Raw genomic sequence first — 13,829 nt, 5'->3', positions numbered from 1 at the left:
TCCGCCATCCACGGCATTCAGGTCACCCACCGTGTCCGCCACTCACGGCATTCAGGTCACGAACCACACCCCCGCGTCGCTCCCGGCCGGCGTGTACTCCGCCAGCCGGGCCCGAAGGCTGTCCTCGCGCTGCGGCCGGTAGAGATCGTGGTACGCGCCCATCTCGGCACCGTCCTCCGCGCCCCGCGTGATCTCCTGCGCGCACTCCGCCGCCGGCTGCCCGTACCACGGCGTCCCGTAGCGCTCGCCGCGCAGCAGCGGACGTACCCGCGCGGCCTCCCCGGGGCCCGCCAGATCCGGCTGGCAGCGGTAGCGGCGCGGGGTGCGCGAGCCCGGCGGTACGTAGCTGAAGCGCAGGCAGCCGATGCCGCGCCGGGCGACCCGCAGCCGCCCGGTGAAGAGCGAGTTCTCCGCGAGTTCCACGGCGTGGGTGTGCACCTCGCCGATGACCGTCGTCCGGTGCGCGTACAGCACCGCGTGGGCGTGCCGGCAGTCGGGTGCGGAGAGCGCCGCGCGGTCGGACGCGGTGGCGTCCAGGAGGGAGTCGCGAAGATGGATCGGCAGCGGGTCGGTGCCCACCTCGTCGCCGGTCACCTCGATCGTGCCCAGGATGGTCCGGTCGATCTCCACACACGCGGTCGTACGGTCCAGGACCAGGCTCGGCTCCTCGGGGGAGTGCGGAGCGCACTCCGGCTCCAGGGACCAGCCCGGCACCAGCGTGCAGTGCCGCAGCATCAGTGCGCCCATCGGCCCGGTCACGTTCAGGCCGCGGCCGGTGACCAGCAGCCCGTCCAGCACCATCCGGGGCCGCTCGCCGACCGCGCAATCAGCCTCCCGCGCCCGGATGTTGAGCGCGTCCGGCCGGTTGCTGTACCAGTCGAGCAGCCGGATCACCGGCCGGGTGCCCTCCGCCGCGCGCAGCTCCAGCCGGTCGCCGGGGTCCAGGTCGAAGTCCAGCTGTTCCTGGTAGGCGCCGCTGTGGGTGATCTCGATGATCCCTTCGGGACCGCACCGCCCGGCCCGCCGGTCGTGCTGCCACGCCCCGTACGCGTCCATGATCCGCTGGAAGTCCTGGTCCGGGCCCACCCGGTAGACGGTGGCGCCCGGCGAGGTCTCCCTCTCCCGCGGGTCCCGCGGGTACTCACCGCCGCCCAGCTCGTCGCCGAACCCGTAGTGGTAGTCTACCCATACGCCCTGCCGGGGCGCCGACCGCGAGCCGAACGCCATCCGTCCCCGTTCCGGGTCGACCGCGATCTGGCCGCGCCGGGGCCGGTAGCGCCAGTCGCTCAGGTCCGCGACGACGATATCGGCGAGCGGCACCGGAGTGTCGTCGCCGTCCCGCCGGATGACGAAGCTCTTCCCCGGCCCGTAGTAGTCCGCGAGCCGGTCGTGCAACTGCCGGCGCCGGATCGCGGCCGGCACATTGTCGAGCGTGGCGATATGCGCCGCCGACGGCTCCGGCTCCGGGCGGGTCACCAGTGCCGTGTCATTGCCCAGGATGGAGAAGGTGTAGAGGTTGCGGGCCCGGTCGATGCAGTACGCGGGCGCCCGCGTCACCGAGTACGGCCGCAGCCGCCAGACGAACAGACCGACCCCGGACGGGGTGCAACCACCCTGCCCGCGCGGTGAGTCGGCCCGCCGTACGTCCACGGAGCGGGCCACCGTACCGAACGGCCCGCCGGCCAGGTCGAGCGCCGCCCCGTCCCGGACGTCCACCAGCCGCCCGCGCCCGCGCCGCCGCGCGTTGACGGCCTCGGTACCCGATCCGTACAGCTTCACCGGCTGGTGGTGCGCGACCAGCCGGGAGAGCTCCACCGCCCGGGCCGGCCAGCCCGCCACCGACGCGGACAGCTCTTCCAGCAGCGCCAGAGTGCCCTTGCGGCGCCGGTAGCCGACCGTCGCCGCCACATCGCGGCGCGGCGCCAGCGCCTCGGCCAGCCGCCGCCGCGAGGAGTCCGGCAGCCCGCCGTCCCGAAGGCCGGTGGCCAGTACCCGCTCGTACCCGGGCAGCGGGCGGTACCCCACCAGATCCCCCAGGTACGGCAGCACCCACTCCGCCGCACTCTCCACGAACCAGTCGTCGTACTGCTGGGCGACCCCGTCGCGCACCCGGTCCACCTGCTCCGCGATCACGGCCAGCAGCGCCCGCAGGGGCTCACCGCCCTCCGCGTCCCGCAGCCGGTACCACTGCGGCAGCAGCTCCGCGAGCCCGTCCGGCTCCCGCGTCGCACTCATCGGGTGACCTCCGTGAGGATCAGGGTGTCCGCCATCTGCGGTGCGAACAGGGCGAGTTGGGCCGGTCGGATGCCGCGGAATACGCAGACGGCCCGGCCCTTCGGCAGCGGCCGGGTGTCGGTGATGCCGGGGTTGAGGCGCAGCAGTCCGTCCAGCGAAAGGCCGTGGTGCGCGGCGATGGCGGTGAGCGTCTCGCCACCGTCCGCCGTGACCTCGTGGATCCGCTCGTCGTACGTGGCGAGCCGGGCCGGCACCGTCCCGCGCACCGGCTCCTCGGGACGGCCGGTGAACCAACCCGCGAGAGCCGCGAGTTCGTCGGGCGTGGCGGACGCCGGCGCACCCGTGAAGGCATCCACGTCCACGTGGTCGACCCCCGGTACGGACTGGGCCGCGGCCAGCACCTCCGACAGGTGCGCCGGCTGCCCCAGCTCCCGCCCGTCGTAGCCGAGGCGGTCCAGCAGCGCCTGCCGCACCCGTGGTTCCACCAGCGGCCACGTATGGTCGGGCGCCACCTTCACCTTCGCCCCGCACAGCAGCAGCACCGGCTCGCGGACGTCCACCCGGACCGGCAGCCTGGCGTCGCCGTACTCCGCCAGCGCGGACCGCAGTGCCCGCAGCACCTCCGCGTCCGGGGCCAGCGGGATGTCGTCGACCCCCGCCACCGTCACATGCAGCACCTTGCGCCGCCCGTCGAAGAGTTCCCGGGCCGACGCCCGGCCGATACCGGCCCGGGAGCGCGCGAAGTCCTCGTAGTCCGCGAGCGATACCAGCCGGTCCAGCGCGGACACCGACAGCGGGATCGTCCGCCGCGTCAGGCCCGGCCCGTCGGCGTCCGCGCCTCCGGTGGCCGGCTGCGGATTGGTCACGGCGGTCACCCCGAGCGGCCGGGTGACCGCCTGGGTGATCCGGTCCGCCGCGACATTCGCGGCCTGCCCGGTGCCGAACCGGTACCGGGCCCGTACGTTGTCCTGCCCGGTCGGCAGCCGGGCGCCGTGCACCCCGTCGCCGAACGTCACCGTCGTACGGGTGCCACCCCCGCTCCCGGCCGCGCTCGCCCCGGAGGTACCCCCGCCGGAGGTACTCGCGTCCGCCGTCCCCGTCACATACACCCGCTCGTGCGGTCCGCGCCCGGCCAGGCTGTCGACCGCGTGCCACAGCAGCCCGTCGACCCGGATCTCCAGCTCCGGGGTGGCGCCGAGCGTAGCGAGATGGGGGTCCCCCCGGCCGGAGGCTGGGGGAGGGGTGTCCGCCGGCCGCCAGGTCAGCGGCGACTGCCAGAGCGCGAACGTCTGATTGGCGCGGGTGGCGTCGCCGCTGCCGATCGGCTCGTCACGGCTCTCGCCGTGCGTGGCGGGTACGACATTGCCCTGGATGCGGACGGTGTCCCGCCGGTACCGGTGGGCGAGGTCCGCGGTGAGCGTGAGCACCGTATGGACGTGATCACCCGGCAGGTCGGGGTCGAAGCGCTGGTCCACCGAGGCGATCACCGCCAACTCGGTGGCGCGGAGCGTGGCCGGGCCCGGGATGTCGGTGCGCACACCGGAGACGATCAGGCGCCGCCCCGGCCGCAGCCCGTCGTACAGCTCCGCCAGCTCCAGCTCGTTCCCGTGCACGTCCTCGCCCAGCGGCTCGTCCGCCATCCGCAGCGGCCGGCCGCCCGCGTACACGGTCGTATCCCGGATCGCGGAGAGCACCACGTCGTGCTCGTCCAGCCAGGGGTCGGCCAGCGTCAGTTCGGTGCCCCGCCCGGTGATGCCGAAGTGGGTGTACGCCGCGGTCCGCACCGCGGTCACCCGCGTCATCACCAGCGCCAGCTTCTTGTCGCCCGGGATGCCGTCGTCTCCGTCCGCGCCCTTACGGGGCCGCCGGACGGCGATCCAGCTGCCGACGGTGATGCCGTCCTGGACCGAATCCAGCGGCAGTACGAAGCGGTTGGCGGGTGCCGGGACCGTGGCCAGGCCGATCTCCACGGCGGGCGGTTCGCTCCCCGGCGTACGGCGCACGGTCACCTCGAACTCGCCGTGCCGGATCTGGTCCTGGTCCCCCGGCCGGAGGTGCCAGGTCCGCGTCGCGCCGTTGTTCAGCACGACCTCGATCCGGCCCTCGTCGTCCGGCCGGGCCACGAACAGGCCGCGCTCCGGCAGACCGGGCCGCAGCCGGACGGTGACCCCGGACTCCTGCGAGTCGGTCGGACGGCGGCCGAGCCAGCTCAGATCGTGGTCCTGCCCGGTGCGCGTGGACAGCTCGACCCGCCCGGGGCCGAGGCCGAACGCCTCGTCCGCCGGCAGATTCACCCGGTGCTGGACGGTCGTACCGGTCTCGATGTGCTCGAACTCCGCCCGCACCGGAACCTTGCCGGCCGTGTCGTACACGATCCGCACGCTGGTCAGCTCACCGCCGGTCAGCGGCCAGTCGGCCTGCCGGATCACCTGTCCCTTCTCGTCCTGTACGGGCTTGAGCGGCGCGGTCGCCCCGAAGGGCGCGGCGGTCACCCGCATCGCCAGCAGCGCCCGCAGCGCGGCGGGAGCGGTGGGTGCGGCGGCCTGCCGCCATGCCGCGTACAGCCCGTCCGCGAGGCGTGGGTCCAGGGCGGAGAGCAGGCGCGCGGAGAGGTCCGAGCCGGTTCCCGGTCGCGCTGAGCCGCCGGCGGGGGACCGGGTGCCGAAGGGTGGGCGGACGACCCGGGTACGGAGGGCGGGGAGCAGGGCGGTGAGGGCCCGCAGTGCGGGCGCGGCCGCGGCACCGGCGGCGGGTGCCGCCTCACCGGCGGTCGCCGCCCCGGCAGCGGGCCGGGGAACCGTACGCGCCGGTGCCAACTCCTCCGTCCGCTCTCGGAGTTCGGCGACCACGGCCGCCAACCGCTCGAACCAGGCCGCCACCTCCTCGTACGGCGCGGCCAGCACCTGCGCCTCCGTCAGCCGCTCGTGCGGCCCGGCCAGCCGTTCGGCGAACGCGGCCGGTGACGATCCGGCCTCCCCCTCCAGGTCCCTGCGCAGCGGCGCCAGCACCTGGCGGTCGAAGGTCTCGATCAGCTTGCTGACGGGCCGCGGGTTCGGGACCTCCGGTGTGGGAGGTCCGGGCTCCCCGGGATCGTCCGGGTCACCGCCGTCCGCCGGTTCGGTGATCCACTGCCGGAGTTCGGTCACCAGCTCCTTCAGCGTGGGCGGCGCGGACCGCGGCAGCCGGACGGCGGTGAGGTCCTCGTCCCGGTCGACGCGCACGCCCGCCACGGGAAGCAGCAGTTGCCGCGTCCCGCCGAAGTCGAAGAGCAGCTGGTCGCCGGTCTGGAGGGAGGTGGACGTGCCCGCCACGAACAGCTCCGACCGGGTGGCCAGATCCTCGGGGACCAGCAGGGCCGGGCGGCGCCTGCGCACCTTCAGCTCGTTCCAGGCCCAGCGCGCGGTGAGATCCTCGTCCGTCTCGAAGGTCTGCGACTCCTCGCCGGTCGCGGCCGGCACGCTGTGGCTGCGCGCACCGCGCGGGATGACCACCGGCAGGTCCTCGGCGCGCGGATCCTTGTCGAGGGTGTAGGCGAGGTGGGTGTCCGCCGCGACTCCGGGCCGCGGCCGGTGCCCCACCAGCCGCCCCAGCAGGGCCAGCGAGCGGTGCTCGTTCGCGGTCCGGAGATACCCCTCGTCGGCGATCCGCTCACTGTGGAAGGTCAGGACGTCGCCGAGCACCGCCCAGGCGTCCAGCAGACCGATCGCCGGGTCGTCCGCCGTCCGTACCGTCAGGCCGCGCAGCGCCGGGTAGGCGGGCGAGGCGAGCCGGTCGAGCATCCCGGCGAGGAAGCTGCCGTGGTCGCCGACGAGGTAGTCCAGGGCCGTCCGCCCCGGCGGGTTGTGGAGGGCGTCGGGGGCGCGCCGCTCATCGCTGCCGCCCCGCTCATGGCTGCCGCCCCGGCAGCCGCAGCCGCAGTCGCTGCTGGTCATCGCACACCCCCGGTCCCGATCCCGATCGTCAGCCGCCCGTTCTCCGGCCGCTCCGGGTCGTTGTCGCACACCGCGATCTCCAGCGGGCCGAGCCGCAGCACACCGTCCTCCACTTCTCCGCCGCCCACTTCTCCGTCGTCCAGTTCTCCGTCGTCCAGTTCTCCGTCGTCCAGTTCTCCGTCGTCCTGGTGGAACATCCGGCCCAGCCGGGTCACCCGTACGCTCGCCACGCCCGGCACGGCCGCGGCCACCGCCGTGAGACGGCTGACCCGGACCGGCTCGCCGAACGTCAGCGCGTCCGGGTGGAAGAATCCGAGCCGTCCGCCGGGCAGCCGCCGACTGCCCAGCACGCGGTACAACTCGGCGAGGATCTGCCCGTGTTGGTGCCCGGGCGTCGCACAGACGTCGATCGCCAGATCCACCGGAACCATCCGGGCCGGCGCCACGACCAGGTCGTGCCCGATGCGGCGGTACTTCTCCAGCGCGTATGCGACCGAGTCCAGCAGCCGGGGGCCGGGCTCGCCGGTCCCCACCGCGTCGATCGCCACATGCGCCTCCTGGACGCTGCCGGTCCAGCGGATCTCCGCCGCCGCCCGCTGTACTCCGGGGAGGGCGGATGCCAGCTCCGCGTAGTCGGCGGCCGTCACGGCCCGCAGCCGCGTCCGCTTGAGGTCGAGCGGCGCGAGCTGCCGGACCTGTTCGACGGGCTCGGGTTCGGTACCGCCGGTGGCCGGGAGCGGATTGCGTACGCCCGCGACCGGCAGGGGGCCGGCGGCCTCCGAGGCTTCCGGCGCTTCCGACGTTTCCGGGGCACGGGCGATCACCAGGTGGTTGATCGCCTCGGCCCCGACGTTGCCCGCTCTGCCGCCCCCGAGGCGGTAGTGGAGGGTCAGCCGGCTGCCCGGTTCGGGCCGGGCACCGTAGCGCCCGTCCCCGAAGCGCAGCGCGATCCGCCTGTCGTCCTCCAGCTCCCCGACGAAGTGCCGGTCGCGCGGGCCGCTGGAGAGCAGATCGCGGCGCGGGAGCCAGGTGTGTTCCCCGTCCTCGATCCGTACGGCGGGGAGCGCGGCCCGCGGATCGGGCACCAGGGACGCCGCCGGCCCGTGCAGCACCGGTTCCTCCGGATGGAGCCCCACCGCGTACGCCGGACCCCAGCTCTGCGCGATCTCCCAGGCGATCCGCCCGTCCAGCACCGTCCCGGCACGGGACCGCGCCGTCAGTACCTCCAGTCGGCGCAGCTTGGCGTGCAGCAGCCGGTCGGTGTGGTGCAGCAACTCGCGCAGGGCCCGGACAGGATGCCTCCGCAACGCGAGCCGCTCCAGAGTCCGGAGGCCGAAGAGCACGGCCAGCTCGGCGATCTCCGCCTCCGACAGGCCCTCGTGGTCACGCGCGCTCCGCCACAGCTCCACCAGCCGCGCCCGCACCCGTTCCGGTACGCCCGACAGCAGGTCGGCCTGCCCCGCGGCCACCTGCGCGGGCTGCGGGAAGGGCACCGTCTGCGCGACGGGGGAGCGGTGCAGTACGGGCCGGAAGCGCGGCACGATGCCCGGATAGACGGACTGCGCCAGCAGCGTACGCAGGGCCTCGGCCTGTGCGTGCGCCGTGCCGGGCACCACTCTCTCGCGCCGCTGCCCGGCCTGTTCCAGGCCGAGCCCGGCCCGTGCGGTCGCCTCCTCGCCGACGACGGTGAACAGCTCACGGATATCGTCGGCGGTGAGCGCTTCCCGGCAACTGGCCTTCTCCAGCAGGTCGTTGATGGCCCGCGCGGTGACGTTCCCGGCGCTCCGGTGATCGTCACAGCCGAACCCGGGCGGCTCGCAGGAGCCCAGGACGGCCGGGACGGGCGGCACGGTGACGGTCTCGGGGGTGGCGTCCGGCTCGGGGGTGGTGTCCGGCGCCGTCCCGAAGGTCAGCGAACGACCGTGATCCACCAGGACGACATTGCCGCGTGCCACACTCACGTCCGTCACCGGGGCGCAGTCGGCACCGCCCCGGGTGGACAGGCACAACGGGAAGGCCAGCGCGTCCTCCGGCGCCCAGGTCACCTCCACCACCGGCTGGTCGTCGAGCTGATCGACGGCCGGGGTGACGGAGGTGAGCCGGACCACCTGCCGGTGTGCCGGGTCCTGGTCTCCCGGGGTGCCCGTACGGGGGCCCTTGACCTCCTCGAAGAGCAGCAGATCGCCGGGGGAGAGGCGGAGGGAGCGGGCCGTGCGGTCGTCGTCTGTGCGGGCTGTGCGGTGGTCGTCCGTGCGGGTTGTCCGGGCCGCGCGGTCGTCAACCGCGGGGTCGTCATCCGTCCACTCGTCCCGCAGCGTCGCGCCCGTCGCCCCCTTCGGTAGGACACGGACCTCCCCGCCCCAGGTCCACAGCCGGATGGCGTTGTGCTGGGGCCGCACGGTGAAGGGCGCATCGGTGACCGGTTCGAAGACCTCCACCGACCCCTGCTCGTCCAGTACGGCCAGATCCCGGTCGTCGATGACCGTTCCCGTCTCCGGCCGGTCGCGCGGACCGTACGTCCTGATATCGACGGCGGCGAAGCGGAACTCACCGGGGAGGAGGGTGAGTTCTTCGACCGCCTTCACGGAGACGAAGGCCCGCGCACTGCACCCGTCGTGCATCGGGTAGTCGATGAGCCGCACGTGCCGGCGTACGGACACCCGTCGCCGCGCCGTATCGAGGTACGCCTCGGTCGCCACCGCGTCCTGCTGATAGCTGATCTGATCCGCCGTGTACGCCAGCAGCTCGACGAGTGCCATCCCCAGGTCGGCCGGGTTGCGCTCGACCCAGTCGGGGGTGGTCAGCCGCAGCCGGTCCAGGACGAGCTGCCGCAGGGTGCCGTAGTCGCGCGCGGTGTAGTCGATGACGGGGGCCGGCCGGAAGGTCTCCGTGCCCGGGCAGCCGTCCGCACCAGTGTCCGTACCGGCGTCCGTACCGATGTCCGTATTACCGGCGTCCTCGGCGCAGTCGAAAGGGCTGGGGCAATCGGGCCGGAAGGCGAATTCCCGGCTGAAGTACCGCTGGTCGAAGCCTTCGTACGGCCCCGTTCCGGGCCGCCCGAAAGGATCCGTCCCGACGAGGGAGAGCCGGTAGCGGGTGGTGTCCCCGCTCCGGTCGAGGATGACGAACAACCGGTCGTCGAGTTCGGGATCCTCCTCCCGTTCGACGGACACCTCCAGCGCTTCCAGCCCGGTGATGCGCCGCCCGCCGTCGATACGGACATTCTCCGGACGCAGCCCATGGGGCGCCTTTCCGAGAAAGGTGACCGTCAATGTCACCCCGTCATCCGCGACTTCGACCGCATCAATCCCATGGAGCCGAGCCGCCCGGACGCGACCACGACGATCCTCCACCGTGCTGATACCGCTACCCGGCCCCGTGCTCATATCCCGACCCGTGCCCGTATCCCGCCCCGTGCTCATATCCCGCCCCGTCCCTCGAACACCTCATCGCGCCGGCTCGCGGTGGAGCGCACCACATAGCGCAGATACACACGGACGATGTTCTCCTCGCTCACCACATCCAGCGATTCGACCTCGATCAGGTCGCCCAGCCAGCGCTGTAGTGACGCCTGCACCGAAAGCTCCACGGCCGACGCCAACTCCGGGCTGTTCGGCGTGAAGACGAGATCCAGCAGCCCGCACCCGAAATCCGGCCGCATGACCCGCTCGCCCGGACTCGTGAACAACAACTGCTCGATCAGATCCCGCACATGAGCATCGTGGTCGGCGTGGGCGGTCCGCCCCCGCCGGTCGATCCGGAACGGAAACGCGATCTCGGTACGCACCTGCCTCCTGGTCCTCATCGACTGGAAACCCCCTGACGACCGCCCTGGCCCCGAGGGGCGGACGCGATGGCCGGCGGCCCCTGCGGCACCAGATCCGCGCTGAAACACATCCCCGCCGTGGTGTCCAGCAGCACCGGCACACCGTCCACGCATACGGCGTGATCGCCGGCGTCCGGAGGCCACCGGACCGTGACGCATGGCCGCGCCCGGCCGCCGACGGAGTGCGGACACCCGCTGACCGTGAACACATCCGCCGCGGTCACCACGGACGCACCATCGATCAATACCTCCGCGCCCGCACCCGTACCCGCGCCCATACCCACCCCCGCTCTCGAGACGGATATCGCACGCCCGCCGTGCGGGCAGCTGATCAGCGCACCTCCGTGCACCACATTCCCCTGAGCCATCTCTCCTGCCTCCCCCGTTTCCCTCAGCGCTTATGGGGCACGATCAACCGGCCCTCATTCACATCGACGTGATCTCCCCGAACGGAGATCGAGGCCCCGAACCCATTGCTGATATGGACGCCCGTGGCATCGATCCGTACGTACGCACCGCCCGGCGCCTCCAGCAGAATCCCTTCGGTCGGCACGTCCGACATCACGATCTTGTGCTTCCCGGGGGTCTGGACAACCACCGGATGCGCCGTCACCGGTTCCCGCCGCGCATCCTCCGGCAATTCGTCCCGGCTTCCGTACCAACACCCCACCCAGATCGGATAACTGGGCTCTCCCTGCTCGAACTCCACCCACACACCTGCCCCGACGGACGGCACGACCACCTGCCCCGCCTGCGGTCCGGTGAACGGAAAACACGGCAGCGCCCACGTCGACGGCTCGTCACCGAGCACATCCGGAACCTGGACGATCAGCCGTCCCCGCCCCATCGGATCGTTGTTGTCCACCACCCGGCCGCGGAACTTGCCGAGAAAGCGGTTGTTCGGTGCGCCAGCCATCTGTGTGCATCTCCCGGATCCTGGATCTCCTGAGCCCTGCTACGGACGTACGGTGCCGCTACGGGCAATGAGCCCTTCCCTCGACAGCGTGAAATTCTGCTGATACGAGCCCGGCCGAAGAGTGGTCGTCACGCTCTTCACGTAGTAGTCGCCGTCATACGTCACCCCGGCGCCCCGCACTCCGACCAACTCCCGCGGCCGCAGCACATATCCATGCCGGTTCACATCCAGCTTCCCGGAACCCGAAATCGCATCGGCGCTCGTCGCGGCCCGCGCCAGCACCTCCGCCTGCGCGATCGCCTCATCCCGCTTGGCGGTCCCGCTCAGCGTTCGGCGCTTGAGCGCCGGCGAAGCCCGCCACCCCAGCGGCGGCCGCAGCGGACTGATATCCGGCTGGGCGAGCAACGGCGCCTGCCGCGTCACGGGGTCCTGCACCCGCACCTGCGGCTCTTCCCTCGCCGTCCCGTCGTAGGCGAACGTCAACTGATCAACCGTGGAATGCGCGTCCATATTCACGCTCAAGGCGTGCTGCCGTTGGCCCAGCCGCTGTTCGGGCCCCCAGAAGGCCGTCGACCGCCCCGGTACGGGCCCCGGATCCAGGTAGAACGTGTACCCGTTCGCCCGAGCCAGCTCATTCACATACTGCAGATCCGTCCCGACCTGGCAGTCGACCCGAAGCTGCTCCCTCGGGGGCTGCGGAATCTGCTCCCGGATGATCCGTGAATCGATCCCGTAATCCGCGTACTTTCCGAGGATCCGCTCAACCCGCTGTGACGGCGCGAGATTCGGATACCGGTCGGCCCGCTCCTCCAGGTCCATGAGCAGGGTGAGGTCCTCACCGGTGACGGTGAGAGTGGACTGGCCCGGCTGATTACTGGCCCCCACCTCCTGCCGCACGATCACCCCGTCCAACAGCACAAACGGCGTCCCTTTCACCGACACGGCCACAATCACCCGCGTCCTGGGATCAAAGAACCCCTCCGGCAGCAACCGCTGGACCAGGGCACCCTTCTTGGTCAGATCAAAGGCGATCTGAAACCCGGACCGCTCACCCGCCGTACTCGTGACCTGCGCCGTCAGCAGGGCCTCCGTCACCTCGTACGGCACCGGGCGGGCCAGCTTCGGCCCCATGTAGAGCGACACATGAACAGGCCCCCGCCCCACAGGCTGGTCATCACCCATGGCGCGCTCCGGACCCCGGTCCGCCCATTCCGGCCGGGAACCCGCCCGGCAGCGGAACGGCTATCTCCTCCCCGGGCTCATCCGTCAATTCCCGGGGATCCAGCACCGGGTTCCGATCAGCGATCTGCCACCACTGCCCCGGGTCCCCGAAATACCGCTGCCCCAACTGATCCGGTCGCTCGCCACTCCTGACGGTGTGCGGCACGACATCCTCGGCGGCGTCGGCCAGGGCCGGCCCCGGCAGCAACCGCCGCTTCGCATACCGCACTTCGGTCCCATCAGGCTGCCGGTGGACCCCGATCTCCACCCCGTGATACCGACTGCTCCGCGGATACGGATGCGCCCCCGGTACCTCGTCCAACGCCCGCTCATACGGCTCGATCACGCCTCAGATCCCCCTCCCGCCAAGCCCCAGCGCCGCGAAACTCCCGCCCCGCGCCGCCCGCGCCAACTGCTCCTTCTGCGCCAGATGCGCCAGGTAAAGCTCCGCCCCCCGGTGCCCGGCCGGCAGATCGCTCACGGTCAGCACCTTCAGCCCGATGCTGAGCGAAGCCCGTATCGGATTGAGATTCACGTCGAACGCCGACTCATTCACCGACAACTCCGTCAGCCGCACCGGCATGACCCGCTTACTCCCCCACGTGAACAGCGTCAACGGCGTCTCGATCGGACTGATCTCAATAGTCCCCTTCTTGCTGAGATGCGACGCGGCCCGCAACTGCGCCGTGGTCGGCTGCACAAGCATCTCCAGCACCGCGAGTTGGGGGTGAATCCCGTCCGGGGCCGCCACATCCAGCTGATCCGTGGCGTCGATCTCCGCCGTGAACTTCCACGTCTCCTGCGCGGGCCCTTTCAGCCGAAGCGCCTCGTTCCGATCCCCGCCACTCCCGCCTCCGCCACTGTCTCCCTCGCCTCCCGCCGCCTGAGGCGCGACCGACCGCTCCAGCGTGTCGGGGTTGAACTGGAGCACGATGATCCGCTGCGGCGTCCCCCGCTCGGGGTCGACGACCACGATGCCGGAGCGGATGGGCTTGGGAATGTCGGCGTAGCGGGTCACAGCCGGGCCTCCAGGCGTTCACGAAGGGCGGTGTAGTCGTGGCGCGGGAAGTGCTCGGGGAACTTCTCCAGCATCACCTGGAGGAACCTGGCCGTGGTGTGCAGTTCCGATGTGCCAAGGCGCACGTCCGCGAAAAGGTACTGCCAGCCACAGGTGCCCTTCGTCAGCAGTACGGCGTCGAGGTAGCCGCGGTAGTCCAGGTCCAACCGTTCGAGCCGGTGCAGACCCGCGTCGTAGAACCACAGTTCTTGGCCGGCGTCTTCCGTCACATGAATTCCCGTGATGCTGCCCGATCCGCTGTGCGGTTCGCTGTCGATTATCTTGAGCCTGTTCAGCTTGGCGTAGTCAGCTGCGGGGAGGGTTGGATCCTCCGGCGGGAACTCGTCCCCGAAGAAACTGTAGTGAAGATTCGGCAGGCAGAATTCGCCGACGATGAGAGGTCCTTCGACGGACCGCCAGATGGCGTGAATCTCGTCGGCCTGGAACAGCTGTTGCTGGTATCCGTCCAAGGGGATACCAAGGGATTTCGACATCTGGCGAACTGCGGTCGCCGGCTCCGCTCGGTCCGGCGAGAGGGGGGTGATGTGATGAGCCTCCAGATCTACATAAGGGCTGTCCGCCATCTCCTGCACGGAACGGGCGGCGCGAGTCTCGTAAGGGGTGGCGTCAGTCATCTGCGAT

Annotated in this window: 9 protein-coding genes; all 9 read right to left on the bottom strand. The window is 71.6% G+C overall.

Annotated elements, in window-relative coordinates; all coding sequences use genetic code 11:
• Positions 1–51: 51 nt before the first annotated feature.
• The 9 genes from ACFY12_RS04740 to ACFY12_RS04700 all read right to left on the bottom strand — a co-directional run bounded on the left by ACFY12_RS04740 (position 52) and on the right by ACFY12_RS04700 (position 13,822).
• Positions 52–2,235 carry a hypothetical protein gene (locus ACFY12_RS04740; protein WP_390714238.1) on the bottom strand — a complete coding sequence of 728 codons (2,184 nt, stop codon included), beginning with the start codon at positions 2,233–2,235 and terminating at the stop codon, positions 52–54.
• Positions 2,232–6,167 (bottom strand): putative baseplate assembly protein, encoded by a 3,936-nt coding sequence (locus ACFY12_RS04735; protein WP_390714237.1) that lies wholly within the window; start codon positions 6,165–6,167, stop codon positions 2,232–2,234. The genes ACFY12_RS04740 and ACFY12_RS04735 overlap by 4 nt, the downstream gene beginning before the upstream one ends.
• Positions 6,164–9,553, bottom strand: coding sequence for a putative baseplate assembly protein (locus ACFY12_RS04730; RefSeq protein WP_390714236.1), 3,390 nt, complete (start codon positions 9,551–9,553; stop codon positions 6,164–6,166). Before ACFY12_RS04730 ends, ACFY12_RS04735 begins: the two co-directional genes overlap by 4 nt.
• A gap of 32 nt (positions 9,554–9,585) precedes the next feature.
• Positions 9,586–9,972: a GPW/gp25 family protein gene (locus tag ACFY12_RS04725; RefSeq protein WP_390714235.1), complete on the bottom strand. Its 387-nt coding sequence runs from the start codon at positions 9,970–9,972 to the stop codon at positions 9,586–9,588.
• A 412-nt stretch (positions 9,973–10,384) separates the two neighbouring features.
• Entirely contained in the window at positions 10,385–10,909 is a 525-nt protein-coding gene (locus ACFY12_RS04720) for a phage baseplate assembly protein V (protein WP_390714234.1), read from the bottom strand.
• A 39-nt stretch (positions 10,910–10,948) separates the two neighbouring features.
• On the bottom strand, positions 10,949–12,091 hold the full coding sequence (locus ACFY12_RS04715; protein ID WP_390714233.1) for a hypothetical protein: 1,143 nt from the start codon (positions 12,089–12,091) through the stop codon (positions 10,949–10,951).
• On the bottom strand, positions 12,084–12,476 hold the full coding sequence (locus tag ACFY12_RS04710) for a hypothetical protein (protein WP_390714232.1): 393 nt from the start codon (positions 12,474–12,476) through the stop codon (positions 12,084–12,086). Before ACFY12_RS04710 ends, ACFY12_RS04715 begins: the two co-directional genes overlap by 8 nt.
• 3 nt (positions 12,477–12,479) lie before the next feature.
• Positions 12,480–13,148 (bottom strand): hypothetical protein, encoded by a 669-nt coding sequence (locus tag ACFY12_RS04705; protein ID WP_390714231.1) that lies wholly within the window; start codon positions 13,146–13,148, stop codon positions 12,480–12,482.
• Positions 13,145–13,822, bottom strand: a complete 678-nt coding sequence (locus ACFY12_RS04700) for a hypothetical protein (RefSeq protein ID WP_390714230.1) — start codon at positions 13,820–13,822, stop codon at positions 13,145–13,147. The genes ACFY12_RS04705 and ACFY12_RS04700 overlap by 4 nt, the downstream gene beginning before the upstream one ends.
• Positions 13,823–13,829: the final 7 nt, after the last annotated feature.

The organism is Streptomyces sp. NPDC001339, from assembly GCF_042895955.1.
GTDB lineage: Bacteria > Actinomycetota > Actinomycetes > Streptomycetales > Streptomycetaceae > Streptomyces.
Note: the sequence above shows the minus strand (reverse complement) of the source record. Positions and strands in the feature narration are given on the sequence as shown.